This window comes from Pseudomonas sp. HT11 (assembly GCF_044875395.1).
Taxonomy (GTDB): Bacteria; Pseudomonadota; Gammaproteobacteria; order Pseudomonadales; family Pseudomonadaceae; genus Aquipseudomonas.
Genome location: NZ_CP173217.1, coordinates 2,816,464 through 2,837,104 on the forward strand (window position 1 = coordinate 2,816,464; position 20,641 = coordinate 2,837,104).

Below are 20,641 nucleotides of genomic sequence, written 5' to 3' on the forward strand. Positions count from 1 at the left end.
TCAGGCGGCAGCGCGCAGTGGACGGGTCACGGCCACGCCGTCGGTGTCGAACAGATGGCAGTGCGCCGGGTCCAGGTGCAGGTGCAGGGTCTCGCCGTACTGGCTGGCCATGTCGCCACGAATGCGCATGGTCAGCGGCTCGCCGTTGGCGGTGATCACGTGGCAGAAGGTGTCGCTGCCCAGGCGTTCGCTAACGTCGGCGGTGACGGTCAGCGTGGTTTGGCCGGGCGAGGCGATTTCCAGGTGCTCCGGCCTAATGCCCAAGGTCACCGCGCTGCCGACGCTCAGGGTGGCGCCGCTCAATGGCAGGCTGATGCTGGTGCCGGCGTCCAGTTGCACGTCGCAGCCCTGGCCTTCGACGCGGGTGACTTTGCCCTTGAGAAAGCCCATTTTCGGCGTGCCCAGAAAACCTGCCACAAACAGGTTGGCCGGCTGGTGGTACAGCTCCAGCGGCGAGCCGACTTGTTCAATGCGGCCGCTGTTGAGCACCACCACTTTGTCGGCCAGGGTCATGGCTTCGACCTGGTCGTGGGTCACGTAAATCATGGTCGCCTGCAGCTCTTTATGCAGGCGCGCGAGCTCCAGGCGCATCTGCACGCGCAGGGCGGCGTCGAGGTTGGACAGCGGTTCATCGAACAGGAAGATCTTCGGGTTACGCACAATCGCGCGGCCGATGGCCACACGCTGACGCTGGCCGCCGGACAACTGTTTGGGCTTGCGCTCCAGCAGCGGACCGAGTTCGAGAATGCGCGCCGCTTCGCTGACCTTGCTTTCCACCAGCTTCTTGTCGACGCCGGCCAGGTCCAGGGCAAACGACATGTTCTTGCGCACGCTCATGTGCGGGTACAGCGCGTAGGTCTGAAACACCATTGCCAGGTCGCGCTTGGCCGGGGTGACTTCGGTGATGTCGCGGCCATCGAGCTCGATGGTGCCTTCGGTGACTTCTTCAAGGCCCGCGATCAGGCGCAGCAGGGTGGATTTACCGCAGCCCGAGGGGCCGACGAAGACCACGAATTCCTTGTCGTTCACTTCCAGGTCGATGCCCTTGATGATGGAAAAGCCTTCGAAGCCTTTTTGCAGATTCTTGATTTTCAGGTTGGCCATGGGATGGGCCTCCGCTTTGAATTTTTTATTGAAAGACCGTTATTTCACGGCGCCGAAGGACAAACCGCGCACCAGCTGTTTCTGGCTGATCCAGCCGAAAATCAGGATCGGCGCGCAGGCCAGGGTCGACACGGCCGACAATTTGGCCCAGAACAAGCCTTCGGGGCTGGAGTAAGAGGCGATCAGCGCGGTCAGCGGCGCGGCATTCGAGGAGGTCAGGTTCAACGACCAGAACGCCTCGTTCCAGCACAGGATCAGCGACAGCAACACCGTGGAAGCCAGGCCACCCTTGGCAATCGGCAGCAGCACGCGGACCATTTCCTGCCACAGCGTGGCGCCATCCAGGCGGGCGGCTTCGAGGATGTCCTTGGGGATGTCTTTGAAGTAGGTGTAAACCATCCACACCACAATCGGCAGGTTGATCAGGGTGTAGATGATGATCAGCGCAATGCGCGTATCCAGCAGGCCAAAGCTCTTGGCCAGCAGGTAGATCGGCATCAGCACGCCCACCGGCGGCAGCATCTTGGTGGACAGCATCCACAGCAGCGTGCCCTTGGTGCGCTGGGTTTCGTAGAACGCCATGGAGTAGGCGGCCGGTACCGAAATCAGCAGGCACAAGGCCGTGGCGCTGAACGAAATCACCACGGAGTTCCAGGCGTAGGCGAAGTAGTTGCTGCGCTCGTTGATGTGCAGGTAGTTCTCCAGCGTCGGCGTGAAGATGAACTGCGGCGGGGTGGCGAACGCGTCGATTTCGGTCTTGAAGCTGGTCAGCACCATCCAGAAGATCGGGAAGAAAATCAGGATCGCGATGGCCCAGGCCAGGGTGCCGAGCAACAGGCTTTGCAGGCGGCGGGATTGTTGAAGCGTCATGGCGCGGCCCTCAAGGCTTGTCAGTCAGGTTTTTGCCGATCATCCGCACCAGGATGATCGCCGCGATATTGGCGATGACCACGGCAATCAAGCCGCCGGCCGAGGCCATGCCCACGTCGAACTGCACCAGCGCCTGGTTGTAGATCAGGTAGGCGAGGTTGGTCGAGGCGTACCCCGGACCACCGTTGGTGGTGGTGAAGATTTCGGCAAACACCGAGAGCAAAAAGATCGTTTCGATCATCACCACCACGGCAATCGGGCGCGCCAGGTGGGGCAGGGTCAGGTGCCAGAAGATCGCGATGGCGCCGGCACCGTCCAGGCGTGCGGCTTCCTTTTGTTCCTGGTCCAGGGACTGCATGGCGGTCATCAGTAGCAGGATGGCGAAGGGCAGCCATTGCCACGACACAATGATGATGATCGACAGCAACGGGTAGTGCGCCAGCCAGTCCACGGGCTCGGCGCCGAACAGCTTCCACACCGCGGCGAGAATCCCCGACACCGGGTGAAAAATCAGGTTCTTCCAGATCAGCGCACCGACGGTGGGCATGATGAAGAACGGTGAAATCAACATCACCCGCACCACGCCGCGGCCGAAAAACTCACTGGCCTCAAGCAGGGCGCTGATCAACACGCCGAACACCACGCTGATCAACAGCACGCTGCCCACCAGCAGCAAGGTATTGGTGGCGCCGGGCAGGAAGCCCGAGTCGGTGATGAAGTACGTGAAGTTTTCCAGGCCCACGAATTGGTTTTCGCCGGGGTAGAGCAGGTTGTAGCGGATCAGCGAAAAGTACAGGGTCATGCCCAGCGGCACGATCATCCACAGCAGCAGCAAGGCCACCGAGGGGCTGACGAGGAACCAGCCGGGGTTGGCCAGGCGGCTTTTGCGCGGCTTTTCAGGCGCGGCGGTTTGCACTTTGGCAGTGGTGGTATTCATAGGGTCAGAACCAGTCAAGTACGTGCAGAGCGAGAGTCGAAGCGCGGTCAGTGTGGGAGCTGGCTTGTGTGGGAGCTGGCTTGCCTGCGATGGCATCAACTCGGTTTAAACAGAAAGACCGAGGTGTCTGTATCGCAGGCAAGCCAGCTCTCACATAAAGCAGTTCCCACATTTACAGGGGGATGCCTGCTTTACTTGGGATAACCCGCCCGCTTCATTTCACGTTCGGTGGTGGTCTGCGCGGCGGCCAAGGCTTGATCCACCGTTTGCTGACCGGTCAGCGCGCCCGAGAAGAACTTGCCGACCTGGGTACCAATCGCCTGGAACTCAGGAATGGTCACCAACTGGATACCGATATACGGCACCGGCTTGAGGGTCGGTTTGGTCGGGTCGGCGACTTTCAGCGATTCCAGCGTTACCTTGGCGAACGGCGCGGCCTTCATGTATTCGTCGCTGTAGGTCGACTTGCGCGTGCCTGGCGGTACGTTGGCAATGCCGTCGGTCTTGGCCACGAGCTGGCTGTATTCCTTGGACGTTGCCCAACTGGTGAAGACCTTGGCGGCGTCCTTGGCTTTGGAGCTGGTGGGGATCGCCAGGCTCCAGGAGTACAGCCACGACGTGCCCTTGTCGGTCGTCTCGTGCGGGGCGAAGGTGAAGCCCACGTGGTCGGAGACCTTGCTCTGAGTCTTGTCGGTGACAAACGAGCCGGCCACGCTGGCATCGACCCAGATCGCGCACTTGCCGCTGTTGAACAGCGCCAGGTTTTCGTTGAAACCGTTGCTGGAAGCACCCGGCGGGCCGGATTTCTTCATGTTGTCGACGTAGAAGTTCAGCGCGTCCTTCCACTCGGGGCCGTTGAATTCAGGTTGCCACTTCTCATCGAACCAGCGCGCGCCGTAGCCGTTGGCCAGGGTCGTGATCAGCGCCATGTTCTCACCCCAACCGGCTTTGCCGCGCAGGCACAGGCCGTACTGCTCTTTGGTCTTGTCGGTGAGTTTTGCTGCGAATTCGCCGATCTGGGTCCAGGTCGGGTGCTCGGGCATAGTCAGCCCGGCGTCCTTGAACAGGTCGGTGCGGTAGTAGGTGATCGAGCTTTCGGCGTAGAACGGCAGGGCGTACAGCGAGCCCTTGACGGACAAACCGTCACGCACTGAAGGGAAAACATCGTCGAGGTCGTAGGATGCGGGCAGATCCTTCATCGGCTCCAGCCAGCCCTTGGCGCCCCAGAGTGCGGCTTCGTACATGCCGATGGTCAGCACGTCGAACTGTCCGCCCTGGGTGGCGATGTCGGTGGTCAGGCGTTGGCGCAGCACGTTTTCTTCGAGCACCACCCAGTTCAACTTGATGTCCGGATGCTCGGTCTCGAAGGTCTTCGAGAGTTTTTGCATGCGGATCATGTCGCTGTTGTTGACGGTGGCAATGGTCAGGGTTTGCGCGCCAAAACTGACGGCGCTGAGGGTCATGCATACAGTCATGCAAGAACAGGCAAGCAGCGTTTTTGCTGTGAACTTCATCGCGCACTCCATTTCTGCGCCCAGGGGCTACAGAAGGACAGTTATTGTTGTTGTGTCTTCCCACGAACAGTCAGGAAGAGTGTGCGTTGATTACAGCCTTCAAATGGGGTTATGACAAATCCTTGGGCGCACTTGGACTGATACTTTTTTGCACTCATCACTTCGCTTGCTGAACCAGTTAAGCCAGGTTCTGTTCCGTCAGCCGCTGCACCGCCAGGCGCCGGTAGTGGGAGGGCGTCATGCCTTTGAGCTGCTGAAAGCGCCGGTTGAAGTTGGAGATGTTGTTGAAACCCGACTCGAAGCACACGTCGGTCACGGCTTTATCGCCGTCTGCCAGCAACTCGCAGGACTTGCTGATGCGCAACCGGTTGACGAACTCGATAAAGGTGCGCCCCGTGGCCTGTTTGAATACGCGGGAAAAATACGTCGGCTTCATCCCCAGGTATTCCGCGACTTCCTCCAGCGATAATTCGCGGGCGTAGTGGGCGAAAATGTAGTCCACCGCGCGGTTGGTGCGGTCGATGCTGTGCTCGTCCGCCAGTTGCGGGGTGGTCACGCCAGACAACAATTGGTAGTGCTCACACGCGCTCAGCACTTCCAGCAGGATAAAGAAATGCCCCAGGCGCGCCATGCCCTGGGCGTCTTCGATGCGCTGCATCAACGTCATGGCCTGGGCGATGGTTTTTTTGCAGCGGAACTCGATGCCGTACTGCGCACGTTCCAGCAACGGCGCCAGGCTCTTGAGCTCGGTAAAGATCTGACTGCCGCCCTCAAACAGCTCGTCGGTGAAGTTGACCAGCATGTCGCGCTTGGGCACGACCTCGTCTTCCTCCACCTGGCTGATCCAGTTGTGGGGCAGGTTGGGGCCGGTGAGGAACAGGCTTTCCGGATAAAAATTGCCGATGTAGTCGCCGATAAACACCTTGCCGGAGCTGGCGACAATCAAGTGCAGCTCGTATTCCTTATGGAAATGCCAGCGCACCAGCGGGCACGGGAAGCCGTGTTGGCGATAGATGATGGACAGACCGTTGTGATCGTCCATCAGCTCGTAGGAAGGGTCGGTGATTCGCGTTGCTCGGGTCATGCTGCCGTCGCTTTATTGTGGTTGCTGCCAAGGATAATGCCCCCTTGCGCGCGACCTCGCCAGCCTCGGTGTTTACACGCTGCGGTTTTTGGCCTCGATCCACTGGGACATGTACTGCGTACTTTTATGCGCATGGTGGCGCAGCATGCTGCCGGTGAAGTTGTCCCGGCGATGGGCCGCGAGCTGGAGGCGGCACTGCTCCAGGCATTGCACCAGCGCCGGGCCGTGCAGGGCCTGGTCGTAGCGGCGGGCAAGCAGGCGGCGGCCATCCTCCTGGGCCTGGGTCCACCGTTCGCGGTCCTGGTACAGCGCCACGGCGGCCGCTGCCAGGGCTGGCGCGCTATGTTCGATCGCACCCGGCCACGGTTGCTCATCACCCATGCCTTCGGCGCCGATGGGCGTGGTGACATTCGGCGTGCCGCAGAGCATTGCGTCCATCAGCTTGCCCTTGATCCCGGCGCCGAAGCGCAGCGGTGCCAGGCAGATACGCGCGGAGCCCATGACTTGCAGGGCGTCTTCGGCCCAGTTCATCACATGAAAGCCCTGCGCCGGGTTGTGCAATGCCGTGGCCTTGGGCGGGGTGTAGGAACCGTAGATATGTAACTGTGCTCCTGGCAATTGCTGACGGATCAGCGGCCACAGGCTGCTCTTCATCCACAACACCGCATCCCAGTTGGGCGCATGGCGAAAGTTGCCAATGCTCAGGAAGTGCGCGCGTTCCTCGAACGGTGCGAAGGGTTCGGTCGGCGGTTCCAGCATCAACGGGCACCCGTGGAGCAGGGCGGCGGGCACCTTGAACTGTTCGGTGAGCAGGCGGATTTCCACGTCGGAGATCACCAGGCTGATATCACAGCGGTAAATCGCTGCAATCTCGCGCTTGGCCAGGTCGGTGTCGGCCATCCGCCGGAATTCTTCCTTTAATGCAGGATTGAACAGCGCGCTGAAGTCATCGCTCTCGGGGTGGGCCTTGAGGTGGTCCTTGAAACGCTGGTGGCGGGCGTCCCGCAAGCTTTGCAAGTCGGACGTTTCCAGCACGCGCAGGGCGTCGGGGCAGCATTTCTCCACGCGCCAGCCGAATTGCTCTTCCATCATGAAACGGTCGAACACCACAATATCCGGGGCCAATTCGCGAATAAAATCATCGAAACTGCTGTTATTGAGTTCGATGGCGCATTCGGTGATGCCCAACGCCGGCAAGTCGGCCTTGTGTTCGCCCACGGTTGCCGGGCTGCTGAACGTGATGTCCCAGCCCTGGTCCAGGAAGCTCTGCAATATCTGCATCATGTGCCCGCCGGCGGCCGAGGAGCGTGGTTCCGGCCAGACATAACCAATGACCAGGACTTTGGTGGCGGGCTGATTCATCAACAACGAATTCCTTGAAGGGCAGGCGAAAAGCGCGCAATTAAACCATAGCCGTTGTTAATCGGGCGCCCGCGTGACAATTTACGCCCGGCCATAGGTAGCTTCGCCCGTTTGTGGTTAACTTCTGCGTCTTGAATTCGTTTCAATAAACCCAGCATAAGGATTCTCTTCATGGCTCAAGTCACCCATCGTGGTAACCCAATCAAGGTTGAAGGCGAGCTGCCGCAAACCGGTACCCAGGCCCCCGATTTCATCCTGACTGCCGGCGACCTGTCGGACGCAACCCTGGCCACCTTCGCCGGCAAGCGCAAAGTACTGAACATCTTCCCAAGTGTTGACACCCCAACCTGCGCCACTTCGGTACGCAAGTTCAACGCCCAGGCCAACGACCTGAACAATGCCGTGGTGCTGTGCATTTCCAGTGACCTGCCGTTTGCCCAGGCCCGTTTCTGTGGCACTGAAGGCCTGGAAAACGTGAAGAACCTGTCGGATTTTCGCGACCCGGGCTTCGCCTTTGACTACGGTGTGTCGATTGTCGAAGGCGCGCTGCGCGGCCTGACCGCCCGTGCCGTTGTGGTACTGGACGAAAACAACAACGTGCTGCACAGCGAGTTGGTCAGCGAAATCGGCCAAGAGCCGAACTACGAAGCCGCCCTGGCTGTTTTGAAGTAACTGTTTCAGCGCATTACTGTCTTTTCGCAGTAACACGCTTGATAGATGATTGCGGCCTGGCCTAGTCCAGGCCGTTTTCATTTAGAGTCAGCGGCTTAGCTAAATAGCCCATAAACTAAGGCCAGAAGTTAAAAGTTGTAATCCAAGGTAAATAGCCGGTAAAGGCGCTTTTCTTAATGCGCCTCAGTGCTTATCTTTCAGCCTCCCAAAGTAGAAGCTCTCGCGCCCAATGGTTGATCACTCCATGCAATCCTCCCCCCGCAACTCCCGCCGCTGGCTGTTCGGCCTGCTCGTGCTGCTGGTTATCGCCGTCCTGTGCTGGAAATTCTGGCCCGGCAGCCATAAGGATGCCGGCGAGAAAAAACCGGCCGGGCATGCCGGCAAGTCGGGGATGATGCGCCCGGGCTTCGGCGGTTCCACCGGCCCGATTCCCGTGCGCGTGGCGCCGGCGGTGCTGGGTGAGTTCCCGGTGTACTACAAGGCATTGGGCACGGTCACCGCGCTCAATACCATTAACGTACGCAGCCGGGTGGGCGGTGAGCTGGTGAAGATTGCCTTTGAAGAAGGGCAGATGGTCAAGGCCGGCGACCTGCTGGCGGAAATCGACCCGCGCAGCTACCAGAATGCCTTGTTGCAGGCCCAGGGCACGCTGTTGCAGAACCAGGCGCAGTTGAAAAACGCCCAGGTTGACGTCCAGCGTTACCGCGACCTGTATGCCCAGGACAGTATCGCCAAGCAGACCCTGGACACCGCCGAAGCGCTGGTCCTGCAATATCAGGGCACGGTCAAGACCAACCAGGGCGCGGTGGACGACGCCAAGCTCAACCTCGAATTCACCAAGATCCGCGCGCCTATCGGTGGCCGGGTGGGCTTGCGTCAGGTCGACGTGGGCAACCTGGTGGCAGCCAACGACACGACCTTCCTGGCGGTGATCACCCAGACGCAGCCGATCAGCGTGGTCTTCACCCTGCCGGAAAACACCCTGGACACCGTCCTCGCCCGTTACCACGCCGGCAACAAGCTGCCGGTGGAAGCCTGGGATCGTGGCGACGCCAAAAAACAGGCCGTGGGTGTGCTGCAAAGCCTGGACAACCAGATCGACGTGACCACCGGTACCCTGAAATTCAAGGGCCGTTTCGATAACAAGGACCAGGCGCTGTTTCCCAACCAGTTCGTCAACGTGCACCTGCTCGCCGACACCTTGCACAACGTGGTGCTGGCGCCGTCTGCCGCGATTCAGTTTGGCAACAACGGCACCTTCGTCTACAAGCTCGACGGCGACAAGAAGGTCAAGGTCCAGCCACTGGTGGTCGGCGATACCGATGGCGATAACACCGTGATCAAGGAAGGCCTGGCGGCCGGCGACCGTGTGGTGATGGAAGGCACCGACCGCTTGAAGGATGGCAGCGAAATCGAAGTGGTCAACGACAGCAGCGAGGTGCCGACCACCCCGACCGAGCACCTGCAAGGCAAGCCTGCGGCAAAAGGGGAGACCGGCGCTAACGCCGGCAAGGCGCAAAAGGTCGGTTCATGAACCTGTCGCGGCTGTTTATCCTTCGCCCGGTTGCCACCACGCTGAGCATGCTGGCCATTGTCCTGGCCGGCATTATTTCCTATCGCTTGCTGCCAGTATCGGCCTTGCCTCAGGTGGATTACCCGACCATCCGGGTGATGACCCTGTACCCCGGCGCCAGCCCCGATGTGATGACCAGCGCGGTCACCGCGCCGCTTGAGCGCCAGTTCGGGCAAATGCCCGGCCTGACCCAAATGGCGTCCACCAGCTCGGGCGGTGCGTCGGTGCTGACCTTGCGTTTCAACCTCGACATCAATATGGATGTCGCCGAGCAACAGGTGCAGGCCGCGATCAACGCCGCGACCAACCTGCTGCCCAAGGATTTGCCGGCACCGCCGGTGTACAACAAGGTCAACCCCGCGGACACCCCGGTGCTGACCCTGGCAATTACCTCCAAGACCATGCTGCTGCCCAAGCTCAATGACTTGGTGGATACGCGCATGGCGCAAAAAATTGCCCAGATCAGTGGCGTCGGCATGGTGAGCATCGCCGGCGGCCAACGCCAGGCCGTGCGCATCAAGGTCAACCCCGAGGCCCTGGCCGCCAATGGCTTGAACCTGTCGGACGTGCGCACGCTGATCGCCGCGTCCAACGTCAACCAGCCCAAAGGCAATTTCGACGGCCCGACGCGGGTGTCGATGCTGGACGCCAACGACCAGTTGGTCTCACCCCAGCAATACGCCGAATTGATCCTGGCCTACAACAATGGCGCGCCGCTGCGCCTCAAGGATGTGGCACAGATCGTCGACGGCGCCGAAAACGAGCGCCTTGCCGCCTGGGCCAACGAAAACCAGGCCGTGCTGCTGAATATCCAGCGCCAGCCGGGCGCCAACGTGATTGAGGTCGTCGACCGTATCAAGGCGTTGCTGCCGAGCATCACCGACAACCTGCCGGCCGGCCTGGACGTGACGGTGCTCACCGACCGTACCCAGACCATCCGCGCCTCGGTCACCGATGTGCAACATGAATTGCTGATCGCCATTGCCCTGGTAGTGATGGTGACGTTTCTGTTTTTGCGTCGTGTCAGCGCCACGATCATTCCGTCCATCGCCGTGCCGCTGTCGCTGATCGGCACCTTTGGCGTGATGTACCTGGCGGGCTTCTCCGTCAACAACCTCACGCTGATGGCCCTGACAATCGCCACCGGGTTTGTGGTCGACGATGCCATCGTGATGCTGGAGAACATCTCGCGCTATATCGAGGAGGGCGAGACGCCGCTCAATGCCGCGCTCAAGGGCGCCAAGCAGATCGGCTTCACCCTGATTTCCCTGACCCTGTCGCTGATCGCGGTGTTGATCCCGTTGTTGTTCATGGCTGACGTGGTGGGGCGGCTGTTCCGCGAATTCGCGATCACCCTGGCGGTGGCGATCCTGATTTCCCTGGTGGTTTCGCTGACCTTGACGCCGATGATGTGCGCACGGCTGCTCAAGCGCGAACCCAAGGAAGAAGAACAGGGCCGTTTCTACAAGGCCAGCGGCGCCTGGATCGACTGGCTGATCGAAGCCTACGGGCGCAAGTTGCAGTGGGTGCTCAGGCACCAGCCGCTGACCTTGCTGGTGGCCATCGCCACCCTGGGCCTGACGGTGGTGCTGTACCTGGTGGTGCCCAAGGGCTTCTTCCCGGTGCAGGACACCGGGGTTATCCAGGGTATTTCCGAAGCGCCACAGTCGATTTCGTTTGCCGCGATGAGCCAGCGCCAGCAAGAGCTGGCCAAGGTGATCCTGGCTGATCCAGCGGTGGAAAGCCTGTCGTCCTATATCGGTGTGGATGGCGATAACGCCACCCTCAACAGCGGGCGCCTGTTGATCAACCTCAAGGCGCACGGCCAGCGCGACTTGAGTGCGGCCCAGGTGATCACACGGCTGCAGCCGGAAATCGACAAGCTGGTGGGCATTCGCCTGTTCATGCAGCCGGTGCAGGACCTGACGATCGAAGACCGCGTCAGCCGCACCCAGTACCAGTTCAGCATGTCGTCGCCCGACGCCGACCTGCTCGCGCTGTGGAGCGACAAGCTGGTACACGCCCTCAGCCAGTTGCCGGAACTCACTGATGTGGCCAGCGACCTGCAGGACAAAGGCCTGCAGGTGTTCCTGGTGATCGACCGCGACGCCGCCTCGCGCCTGGGCGTCAGCGTATCGACCATCACCGACGCACTGTACGACGCCTTCGGCCAGCGGCAGATTTCCACCATCTACACCCAGGCCAGCCAGTACCGGGTGGTGTTGCAAGCCCAATCCGGTGAAACCCTCGGCCCGGCGGCGCTCAACCAGATCCATGTGAAAACCACCGACGGCGGCCAGGTGCGCCTGTCGAGCCTGGCCCACGTGGAGCAGCGTCAGGCGCAGTTGGCGATCGCGCATATCGGCCAGTTCCCGGCGGTGATGATGTCGTTCAACCTGGCCCCCGGCGTCGCGCTGGGCAAAGGCGTGGAGCTGATCAACCAGACCCAGAAGGACATTGGCATGCCAGTGGGCGTGCAGACCCAGTTCCAGGGCGCGGCGCAGGCGTTTGAGGCGTCGCTGTCGAGCACCTTGCTGCTGATCCTGGCGGCGGTGGTCACCATGTACATCGTGCTGGGCGTGCTCTACGAGAGCTACATCCACCCGATCACCATCCTCTCGACCTTGCCGTCGGCAGCGGTGGGGGCCTTGCTGGCGTTGCTGCTCAGTGGCAATGACCTGGGCATGATCGCGATCATCGGCATCATCCTGCTGATCGGTATCGTGAAAAAGAACGCAATCATGATGATCGACTTCGCCCTCGACGCCGAACGCAACCAGGGCCTCGACCCGCAGACCGCGATCTACCAGGCGGCGCTGCTGCGTTTCCGGCCGATCCTGATGACCACCCTGGCCGCCCTGTTTGGTGCAGTGCCGTTGATGCTGGCCACCGGCTCTGGCGCCGAGTTGCGCCAGCCCCTGGGCCTGGTGATGGTCGGCGGCTTGCTGGTGAGCCAGGTATTGACCCTGTTCACCACGCCGGTGATCTACCTGTACTTCGACCGCCTTGGCCGCCGCTGGCGCAAAGAGCCGCAAAGCCTGGAGCCGGTTGAGTCATGAACCTGTCCGGACCGTTCATTCGCCGGCCGGTAGCGACCATGCTGCTGAGCCTGGCGATCATGTTGCTCGGCGGCGTCAGCTTCAACTTGCTGCCGGTGTCGCCGCTGCCGCAGATCGACTTCCCGGTGATCGTGGTCTCCGCCAGTTTGCCCGGGGCCAGCCCCGAGGTGATGGCGTCCACCGTGGCCACGCCGCTGGAGCGCTCGTTCGGCGCGATTGCCGGCATCACCACCATGAGCAGTTCGTCGAGCCAGGGCTCGACGCGGGTAATCCTCGCCTTTGACTCCGACCGTGATATCAACGGCGCGGCGCGCGAAGTGCAGGCGGCCATCAACGCCTCGCGCAACCTGTTGCCCAGCGGCATGCGCAGCATGCCGACCTACAAGAAGATCAACCCGTCCCAGGCGCCGATCATGGTGCTGTCGCTGACCTCCGACGTGCTGCAAAAGGGCGAGTTGTACGACCTGGCCTCGACCATTCTTTCGCAAAGCCTGTCGCAGGTGCCGGGCGTGGGTGAAGTGCAGATTGGCGGCAGCTCCCTGCCGGCGGTGCGCATCGAGCTGGAACCCAAGGCCCTCGACCAGTACGGCGTGGCCCTGGACGACGTGCGCAACACCATCGCCAATGCCAACCAGCGCCGGCCCAAGGGCTCGCTGGAAGACAGTGAGCGCAACTGGCAGATCCAGGCCAACGACCAGCTGGAAAAGGCCAAGGATTACGAGCCGCTGCTGATTCGCTACCAGAACGGCGCGGCCCTGCGCCTGGGCGACGTGGCAAAAATCAGCGACGGCGTGGAAGACCGCTACAACAGCGGCTTTTTCAACAATGACTCGGCGGTGCTGCTGGTGATCAACCGCCAGTCCGGCGCCAACATCATCGAGACGGTCCGGCAGATCAAGGCCCAGCTGCCGGCGTTGCAGGCGGTGTTGCCGTCCAGCGTCAAGCTCAACCTGGCGATGGACCGTTCCCCGGTGATCACCGCGACCCTGCATGAAGCCGAGATGACCTTGCTGATTGCCGTGGCCCTGGTAGTGCTGGTGGTGTACCTGTTCCTGGGTAATTTCCGTGCTTCGTTGATCCCGACCCTGGCGGTGCCGGTGTCGTTGGTGGGCACCTTTGCGGTGATGTACCTGTTCGGCTTCTCGCTGAACAACTTCTCGCTGATGGCGCTGATTCTGGCCACGGGCCTGGTGGTGGACGATGCGATCGTGGTGCTGGAGAACATTTCCCGGCACATCGACGATGGCGTGCCGCCGATGAAGGCGGCGTATCTGGGCGCGCAGGAAGTCGGCTTTACCTTGCTGTCGATGAACGTGTCGCTGGTGGCGGTGTTCCTGTCCATCCTGTTTATGGGCGGTATCGTCACCAACCTGTTCCGTGAGTTCTCCATCACCTTGTCGGCGGCGATCATCGTCTCGCTGATCGTGTCGCTGACCTTGACCCCGATGCTCTGCGCGCGTTGGCTCAAACCGCACATCAAAGGGCATATGAGCGGTTTGCAGCGTTGGAGCCACAGGATCAACGAGCGCATGGTGGCGGTGTATGCCACCAGCCTGGACTGGGTACTGCGCCACCGACGCCTGACCCTGCTGAGCCTGTTGCTCACCGTGGGCGTGAACATCGCGCTGTACGTGGTGGTGCCGAAAACCTTCATGCCGCAACAGGACACCGGTCAGTTGATCGGCTTTGTGCGCGGCGACGACGGGCTGTCGTTCAATGTGATGCAGCCGAAGATGGAGACCTTCCGCAAGGCGGTGCTCAAGGACCCGGCAGTGCTCAGCGTGGCCGGCTTTATCGGCGGCAACAACGGCACCAACAACGCGGTGATGCTGGTGCGCCTCAAGCCTATCGCCGAGCGCAAGATCTCGGCCCAGGCGGTGATCGAGCGTATTCGCAAGGAAGTACCGCTGGTGCCGGGTGGGCGCTTGTTCCTGATGGCCGACCAGGACCTGCAATTTGGCGGCAGTCGCGACCAGACCAGCGCGCAGTATTCCTACATCCTGCAAAGCGGTGACCTGGCCGCGTTGCGCCTGTGGTACCCGAAAGTGGTCGCCGCGTTGCGCGAGCTGCCGGAGCTGACCGCCATCGACGCCCGTGAAGGCCGTGGCGCGGCGCAGGTGACGCTGGTGGTCGACCGCGACCAGGCCAAGCGCCTGGGCATCGACATGAGCATGGTCACGGCGGTGTTGAACAACGCCTACAGCCAACGGCAGATTTCCACCATCTATGACAGCCTCAACCAGTACCAGGTGGTGATGGAGGTCAACCCGAAATACGCCCAGGACCCGATCACCCTGAACCAGATGCAGGTGATCACCTCCACCGGCGCGCGGGTGCCGCTATCGACCATTGCCCACTACGAGAACAGCCTGGCCGACGACCGGGTCAGCCATGAAGGCCAGTTCGCCTCGGAAAACATCGCGTTTGATATGTCGCCCGGGGTCACGGTGGAGCAGGGCACGGCCGCCATCGAGCGCGCGATTGCCAAGGTGGGCTTGCCCGAAGACGTGATCGCCAAGATGGCCGGCACCGCCGACGCGTTTGCAGCGACCCAGAAGGGCCAGCCGTTCATGATCCTCGGCGCGCTGGTGGCGGTTTATCTGGTGCTGGGCATTCTGTATGAAAGCTACATTCACCCGCTGACCATCCTCTCGACCTTGCCGTCGGCCGGTGTCGGCGCGTTGCTCTCGATCTACCTGCTGGGCGGCGAGTTCAGCCTGATCTCACTGCTGGGCTTGTTCCTGTTGATCGGGGTGGTGAAGAAGAACGCGATCCTGATGATCGACCTGGCCCTGCAGCTGGAGCGCCATGACGGCATGAGCCCGGTTGAATCGATCCGCAGCGCGTGCCTGTTGCGCCTGCGCCCGATCCTGATGACCACGCTGGCCGCCATTCTCGGCGCCTTGCCGTTGCTGCTCGGCTCCGGCGACGGCGCGGAAATGCGCCAGCCGCTGGGCCTGACGATTATTGGAGGCCTGGTGTTCAGCCAGATCCTGACCCTTTACACCACCCCGGTGGTTTACCTCTATCTTGACCGCGCGCGCCACCGCTTCAACGCCTGGCGCGGTGTGCGTACCGATGCTGCCTTGGACACTGCGCTATGACCGATTCAACCTTGACCCAATTGGCCATGAGCATGCCCCGTGGTTTGCGCGTTGCCAGCCTGCTGCTGTGCGGCGCGTTGCTCAGCGCCTGCGCCATCGGGCCTGACTACAAACGTCCGGATGTCATCGAGCCGGTGCAATTCAAAGAAGCCCAGGGCTGGAGCCAGGCCACGCCCAGCGACTCGCTGGCGCGAGGCGCCTGGTGGGAGCTGTACGGCGACCGCCAACTGAATGACCTGGTGACGCGCCTGAACAACGCCAACCAGACCGTGGCCCAGGCCGAAGCGCGTTTCCGTCAGGCCCAGGCCCAGGTGCGCAGCGCGCGCGGTGCGTTCTTTCCAACGGTGGACCTGAGTGCCGGAAAAACCCGCGCCAGCCAGGGCACCGGCAGCAGTAACGCCAGCCTGAGCAGTTCCAGCAGCGGTATCCGCGACACCCTCAACGCGCAACTGGGCGTGAGTTGGGAAGCGGATGTGTGGGGCAAATTGCGCCGCGGCCTGGAAGCCAATGAAGCCACGGCCGAGGCCAGCTCGGCAGACCTGGCGGCGATGCGCTTGAGCCAGCAATCGGAGCTGGTGCAAGACTACTTGCAACTGCGTGTCATGGATGAACAGACGCGGTTGTTGCAGGCCACGCTGGACACTTATCAGCGTTCGCTGCAAATGACCGAGAACCAATACCGCGCCGGTGTGTCCGGCAAGGACGCGATCGCTCAGGCGCAAACTCAGCTCAAGACCACCCAGGCCAGCCTGATCGACTTGATCTGGCAGCGGGCCCAGTTGGAAAACGCCATTGCGGTATTGATCGGCGAGGCACCGGCCAACTTCAACCTGGCGGTGAGCAAAGATATTCCAGCCTTGCCGCAGATTCCCGTGAGCCTGCCGTCGCAACTGTTGGAGCGCCGTCCGGACATTGCTTCGGCTGAGCGCGCGGTGATCGCTGCGAACGCAAATATCGGTGTGGCCAAGGCGGCTTATTATCCGGATTTGACCTTGAGTCTGGCCGGCGGCTATTCCAGCAGCACCTACGCCGACTGGATCAGCCTGCCGAACCGCTTCTGGTCGGTGGGGCCGAAGTTGGCGATGACGTTGTTCGACGGTGGGCAGCGTTCGGCGGAGGTTGATCGCAGCGTGGCCTCGTATGACGAGACGGTCGCCAAGTATCGCCAGACGGTGCTGGATGGTTTTCGCGAGGTTGAAAACTACATGGTGCAGTTGAAGGTGCTGGAGGATGAGGCGGTCGTCAGCAATGAAGCGCTGGAAGCTGCGCGCGAATCGCTGCGGTTGACGCAGAATCAGTACAAGGCCGGGTTGATTGCGTATCTGGATGTCGTCACGGTGCAGGCCACGGCCCTTAGCAATGAGCGGACCGTGCTGACGTTGTTGCAGACGCGGTTGGTGGCGAGTGTGCAGTTGATCGCGGCGCTGGGCGGTGGGTGGGATGGGCAGGTGGCGTTCAAGGAGTGATTGAGCCGCTGTCCGTTGCTGCCCTCTAGAGCCGGGAGGGGGCAAGCCCCTCCCGAAGTCGCCGATCCAGACGCCACTTCAAGCCCCGACCACCGCAACGTTAAGCCAGTAGATTGACGTCAAAGCGCCACTAATTGCCCCATGGTAATTAATCAACGCGCCCATAATTATTCTCGCTACAATCGCCCGCTTTGCCACTTGGCACGGGCGCTCCAGGCCCGTCAGTTCTGAGACATTCCATGCTGATCGGTAGCTATTCCCCCTCCTTGGTCGTGATTTCCCTGTTCGTCGCGATCCTGGCGTCCTACACCGCGCTGGACCTCGCCGGCCGTCTCGCGACCGCCAGGGGCCGCGCCGTGTACGTGTGGATGACGGGCGGCGCATTGGCGATGGGCGTAGGCGTGTGGTCCATGCACTTTATCGGCATGTTGGCCTTGCGCCTGCCGTTTGCCCTCGGGTTTGACCTGGGCATCACCGCGCTGTCCCTGCTGATCGCCGTGTTGTCCAGCGGCTTTGCCTTATGGCTGGTCAGCCAGCCACGCCTGCCGGCGTGGCAACTGGCGTTCGGTGCGCTGATCATGGGCGCGGGCATCAGCAGCATGCACTACACCGGCATGGCCGCGATGCGCATGACGCCGGGCATCGACTATGACCCGACCCTGTTCGGCGCTTCATTGTTGATCGCGGTCATCGCGTCCGGCGCTGCGCTGTGGATCGCCTTCAATCTGCGTCGCAACACGCCTTACGTACGCCTGGCACGCGGTGGCGCAGCCGTGGTGATGGGCATCGCAATCGTGGGCATGCACTACACCGGCATGGCCGCCGCGCGCTTTGATGACAACAGCTTCTGCGGCGCCGCCCTGACGGGCCTGAGCGGCAAGGGCCTGGACAACCTGGTGCTGGTGACCACGCTGGCCGTGTTGATCATCGCGCTGCTGACTTCGTTGCTTGACGCTCGCCTTGAAGCGCGCACTGCCGTACTCGCCGATTCCCTGACCCTGGCCAACCAGGAACTGACGCACCTGGCCCTGCACGACATGCTCACCGGCCTGCCCAATCGCACCTTGCTCGCCGACCGTATTCAGCAAGCCATTCAGGCGGTGAAGGAGCAGGGCGGTTGCTTTGCCCTGATGTTTATCGACCTGGACGGGTTCAAACCGGTCAACGATGCGTTTGGTCATCACATGGGTGACCAGTTGTTGCGCGAGGTGGGCCTGCGCTTGCGCGAGGACCTGCGCAGCCATGACACCTTGGCCCGTATCGGCGGGGATGAGTTTGTGTTGCTGGTGCAATTGACGCAGCCGGACGACGCCGTGGGCCTCGCCGAACGTCAGGTCGGGCTGATCAACCGTGCCTTCAAGGTTGCCGAGCATGAACTGAAAATCTCCGCCAGCATCGGTATCGCGCTGTTTCCGGGCAACGGCAATAACCCGCAAGAGCTGTTGATGAACGCCGACGCTGCCATGTACCACGCCAAGGGCATGGGCAAGAACGGTTACAGCTTCTTTGATGCGTCGATGAACACCGACGCACGCAAGCAGTTGCAGTTATTGCAGGACCTGCGCAACGCCCTCGAGCACGAGCAATTTCGTTTGTATTACCAGCCCAAGATCGATGCGTTGAGCGGCATCCCGGTCGGCGCCGAAGCCTTGCTGCGCTGGGAGCATCCGCAGCAGGGTCTGTTGTTGCCTGCGACGTTTATCGACCTGGCGGAAAAGACCGGGTTGATTATTCCTATCGGCGAGTGGGTGTTGAACGAAGCCTGTCGTCAGATGCGGCTGTGGTATGCGCTGGGCTATGAAGACTGGCGCATTGCGGTGAACCTGTCGGCCTTGCAGTTTTGCCATGCCGGGCTGGTCGAGAGTGTGGCCGCAGCCCTTGACCGTCACCAGTTGCCGGCCAATAGCCTGACCCTGGAAATCACCGAAACCACCGCCATGAGTGACGCCGACGCGAGCATGACGGTGTTGCAGCAGTTGTCGGACATGGGCGTCGACCTGTCCATCGATGACTTCGGCACCGGCTATTCGAGCCTGATGTACCTCAAGCGCCTGCCCGCCAATGAGCTGAAGATCGATCGCGGGTTTGTCCGCGACCTGGAACACGACAGCGACGATGCCGCCATCGTTTCCGCCATCGTCGCCCTCGGCCAGGCCCTGGGGCTGCGGATTGTCGCCGAAGGCGTGGAGACTGATGTGCAGCAGAGTTTCCTCACCCGCCTGGGGTGCAACTCGCTGCAAGGCTATCTGTTGGGGCATCCCTTGCCGGCTGACGGTTTCATGGCCGACATCCAGCGTGGCGAAGAGGCGGGAGCGCCTGACAAAAGCCGTGCGTGACGAGTATTCTTGGCCCCAACCCTAACCATCAGGTTGAGTCAGGAGACCGCACGCATGGACAAAGTCGTCATCATCACTGGGGGCAGCCGGGGCATCGGCGCCGAGACGGCATTACTGGCCGCTCGCGAGGGCTACCGCATCTGCATCAACTATCAGTCCGACGAAAACGCCGCCCACAGCGTGCTCGAACAGGTTCGCGCCCTCGGCGCCCAGGCGATTGCAGTGCGTGCGGATGTCAGCATCGAGGATGAAGTGGTCGCGCTGTTCAGTCGCGTGGATGCCGAGCTGGGCCGTGTCACCGCGCTGGTGAACAACGCCGGCACCGTGGGGCATAAGTCGCGGGTCGACGAGATGTCCGAATTCCGCATCCTCAAGATCATGAAGACCAACGTGCTCGGGCCGATCCTGTGCGCCAAGCATGCGGTGCTGCGCATGTCGCCAAGGCATGGCGGGCAGGGTGGCAGTATCGTCAACGTGTCGTCAGTGGCGGCGCGCCTGGGTTCGCCGGGTGAATACGTCGACTATGCCGCCTCCAAGGGAGCACTGGACACCTTCACGCTGGGGCTGTCGAAAGAAGTTGCCGGTGAAGGGATTCGCGTCAACGCCGTGCGGCCCGGCTATATCTTTACCGACTTCCACGCCCTGAGTGGCGACCCGGACCGGGTCAGCAAACTGGAATCCGGCATTCCGATGGCCCGTGGCGGGCGCCCGGACGAAGTGGCCGAGGCGATTATCTGGTTGCTGTCGGACAAGGCCTCGTACACCACTGGCACCTTCCTGGACCTGGGCGGCGGTCGCTGATCACCGCTGTTGACCGGCTGTTGAGTGAGGCACCCAAGGGGGCGCCTCACTGCGACGCTCAGGGCAGCTTGATCTGATACGCCGCCAACTGCGCCTTGTGTTGCGCCTCCACCGTGCTTGGGTCGACGCGTTTGGCGAACTGGGTCAAGTCGCGTCGAGCGTTTTCCTTATCGCCCAGCCGGTCATAGGCCAGCGCTCGCTGGTAGTAGGCCCACGCGTAGTCAGGTTGTTTGATCAGTCCGGCGCTGTAGGCTTCGGCGGCTTCGCGGTACTGGCCCAGATCGTAGAGCGCCAGGCCCAAATGATAGAACGTCGGCATGTTGAACCCGGCGCCTTTGCCATTCTCGCCCAGGTCGGCATCCAGATTGGACTGCACCAGTTCGAGGGCTTTTTGCGGGTTGCCATTGAGGCGGTACAGGTAGCTCAGCTCCAGGGTCGCGCGCGGTTCGGGGTGCGGGTTGGTGGCGATGGATTTTTCGCGCGCGCTGATGGCTTGCGGATACTGCTTGAGGTTTGTGTAGGCCACTGACTGCAGCAGGTACACGGTGCTCTTGATTTTGGGCGGCAGGGTGTTCTTCGTCAGGCACAGCTCTGACTCTTGAATCACCTGCTGATTTTGCTCGGCTCTCATGGCCTTGCTGGTGTTGACGCAATGCTGCAGGTTGAGTTCGGCGGGGGTTGGCTGGTGCGCGCAACCGGTGACGACTGCGGCAACGGCCAGCAGGGCGAAACCACGAATAGAGGCGTTAGGCATGCTTG

14 protein-coding genes are annotated in these 20,641 nt (G+C 61.6%); 7 read left to right on the plus strand and 7 right to left on the minus strand.

Annotated features, from left to right (window positions below):
- From ABWL43_RS13040 to ABWL43_RS13065, 6 genes are all read right to left on the minus strand, one after another.
- On the minus strand, positions 1-1,104 hold the full coding sequence (locus tag ABWL43_RS13040) for an ABC transporter ATP-binding protein (RefSeq protein WP_404488035.1): 1,104 nt from the start codon (positions 1,102-1,104) through the stop codon (positions 1-3).
- A gap of 39 nt (positions 1,105-1,143) precedes the next feature.
- On the minus strand, positions 1,144-1,974 hold the full coding sequence (locus tag ABWL43_RS13045) for a carbohydrate ABC transporter permease (protein WP_016968929.1): 831 nt from the start codon (positions 1,972-1,974) through the stop codon (positions 1,144-1,146).
- A 10-nt stretch (positions 1,975-1,984) separates the two neighbouring features.
- Positions 1,985-2,911 (minus strand): carbohydrate ABC transporter permease, encoded by a 927-nt coding sequence (locus tag ABWL43_RS13050; RefSeq protein WP_106577881.1) that lies wholly within the window; start codon positions 2,909-2,911, stop codon positions 1,985-1,987.
- A gap of 191 nt (positions 2,912-3,102) precedes the next feature.
- Complete coding sequence (locus ABWL43_RS13055; RefSeq protein ID WP_404488404.1) at positions 3,103-4,386, minus strand: ABC transporter substrate-binding protein; 1,284 nt, start codon at positions 4,384-4,386, stop codon at positions 3,103-3,105.
- A gap of 217 nt (positions 4,387-4,603) precedes the next feature.
- Positions 4,604-5,509, minus strand: coding sequence for an AraC family transcriptional regulator (locus ABWL43_RS13060; RefSeq protein WP_106577883.1), 906 nt, complete (start codon positions 5,507-5,509; stop codon positions 4,604-4,606).
- 72 nt (positions 5,510-5,581) lie between these two features.
- Entirely contained in the window at positions 5,582-6,871 is a 1,290-nt protein-coding gene (locus tag ABWL43_RS13065; protein ID WP_404488038.1) for a glycosyltransferase, read from the minus strand.
- Between the two features lie 171 nt (positions 6,872-7,042).
- Here ABWL43_RS13065 and tpx point away from each other — a divergent pair, with 171 nt between their 5' ends.
- The 7 genes from tpx to ABWL43_RS13100 all read left to right on the plus strand — a co-directional run bounded on the left by tpx (position 7,043) and on the right by ABWL43_RS13100 (position 19,882).
- Positions 7,043-7,543, plus strand: a complete 501-nt coding sequence (tpx, locus tag ABWL43_RS13070) for a thiol peroxidase (protein WP_404488039.1) — start codon at positions 7,043-7,045, stop codon at positions 7,541-7,543.
- Between the two features lie 229 nt (positions 7,544-7,772).
- The gene (locus ABWL43_RS13075) at positions 7,773-9,077 is read left to right on the plus strand and encodes an MdtA/MuxA family multidrug efflux RND transporter periplasmic adaptor subunit (RefSeq protein WP_145165656.1); all 1,305 of its coding nucleotides are present in this window, start codon (positions 7,773-7,775) and stop codon (positions 9,075-9,077) included.
- Complete coding sequence (locus ABWL43_RS13080; protein ID WP_145165655.1) at positions 9,074-12,175, plus strand: MdtB/MuxB family multidrug efflux RND transporter permease subunit; 3,102 nt, start codon at positions 9,074-9,076, stop codon at positions 12,173-12,175. Before ABWL43_RS13075 ends, ABWL43_RS13080 begins: the two co-directional genes overlap by 4 nt.
- Complete coding sequence (locus ABWL43_RS13085; protein WP_145165654.1) at positions 12,172-15,279, plus strand: efflux RND transporter permease subunit; 3,108 nt, start codon at positions 12,172-12,174, stop codon at positions 15,277-15,279. Before ABWL43_RS13080 ends, ABWL43_RS13085 begins: the two co-directional genes overlap by 4 nt.
- A complete protein-coding gene (locus ABWL43_RS13090) occupies positions 15,276-16,745 on the plus strand; it encodes an efflux transporter outer membrane subunit (protein WP_145165653.1) in 1,470 nt (489 codons plus the stop codon). The genes ABWL43_RS13085 and ABWL43_RS13090 overlap by 4 nt, the downstream gene beginning before the upstream one ends.
- Positions 16,746-16,984: 239 nt before the next feature.
- Entirely contained in the window at positions 16,985-19,081 is a 2,097-nt protein-coding gene (locus ABWL43_RS13095; protein WP_242197149.1) for a bifunctional diguanylate cyclase/phosphodiesterase, read from the plus strand.
- A 54-nt stretch (positions 19,082-19,135) separates the two neighbouring features.
- Positions 19,136-19,882, plus strand: a complete 747-nt coding sequence (locus ABWL43_RS13100; RefSeq protein ID WP_106577891.1) for an SDR family oxidoreductase — start codon at positions 19,136-19,138, stop codon at positions 19,880-19,882.
- Between the two features lie 58 nt (positions 19,883-19,940).
- Here the strand turns inward: ABWL43_RS13100 and ABWL43_RS13105 are convergent, their stop codons facing one another.
- On the minus strand, positions 19,941-20,636 hold the full coding sequence (locus ABWL43_RS13105; RefSeq protein WP_404488044.1) for a tetratricopeptide repeat protein: 696 nt from the start codon (positions 20,634-20,636) through the stop codon (positions 19,941-19,943).
- Between the last annotated feature and the right edge of the window lie 5 nt (positions 20,637-20,641).

Excerpts from the sequence above, each read along its gene's own strand:
- ABWL43_RS13040 (WP_404488035.1), bottom strand. The coding sequence starts at position 1,104 with ATGGCCAACCTGAAAATCAAGAATCTGCAAAAAGGCTTCGAAGGCTTT.
- ABWL43_RS13045 (WP_016968929.1), bottom strand. The coding sequence starts at position 1,974 with ATGACGCTTCAACAATCCCGCCGCCTGCAAAGCCTGTTGCTCGGCACC.
- ABWL43_RS13050 (WP_106577881.1), bottom strand. The coding sequence starts at position 2,911 with ATGAATACCACCACTGCCAAAGTGCAAACCGCCGCGCCTGAAAAGCCG.
- ABWL43_RS13055 (WP_404488404.1), bottom strand. The coding sequence starts at position 4,386 with ATGACTGTATGCATGACCCTCAGCGCCGTCAGTTTTGGCGCGCAAACC.
- ABWL43_RS13060 (WP_106577883.1), bottom strand. The coding sequence starts at position 5,509 with ATGACCCGAGCAACGCGAATCACCGACCCTTCCTACGAGCTGATGGAC.
- ABWL43_RS13065 (WP_404488038.1), bottom strand. The coding sequence starts at position 6,871 with ATGAATCAGCCCGCCACCAAAGTCCTGGTCATTGGTTATGTCTGGCCG.
- tpx (WP_404488039.1), top strand. The coding sequence starts at position 7,043 with ATGGCTCAAGTCACCCATCGTGGTAACCCAATCAAGGTTGAAGGCGAG.
- ABWL43_RS13075 (WP_145165656.1), top strand. The coding sequence starts at position 7,773 with ATGGTTGATCACTCCATGCAATCCTCCCCCCGCAACTCCCGCCGCTGG.
- ABWL43_RS13080 (WP_145165655.1), top strand. The coding sequence starts at position 9,074 with ATGAACCTGTCGCGGCTGTTTATCCTTCGCCCGGTTGCCACCACGCTG.
- ABWL43_RS13085 (WP_145165654.1), top strand. The coding sequence starts at position 12,172 with ATGAACCTGTCCGGACCGTTCATTCGCCGGCCGGTAGCGACCATGCTG.
- ABWL43_RS13090 (WP_145165653.1), top strand. The coding sequence starts at position 15,276 with ATGACCGATTCAACCTTGACCCAATTGGCCATGAGCATGCCCCGTGGT.
- ABWL43_RS13095 (WP_242197149.1), top strand. The coding sequence starts at position 16,985 with ATGCTGATCGGTAGCTATTCCCCCTCCTTGGTCGTGATTTCCCTGTTC.
- ABWL43_RS13100 (WP_106577891.1), top strand. The coding sequence starts at position 19,136 with ATGGACAAAGTCGTCATCATCACTGGGGGCAGCCGGGGCATCGGCGCC.
- ABWL43_RS13105 (WP_404488044.1), bottom strand. The coding sequence starts at position 20,636 with ATGCCTAACGCCTCTATTCGTGGTTTCGCCCTGCTGGCCGTTGCCGCA.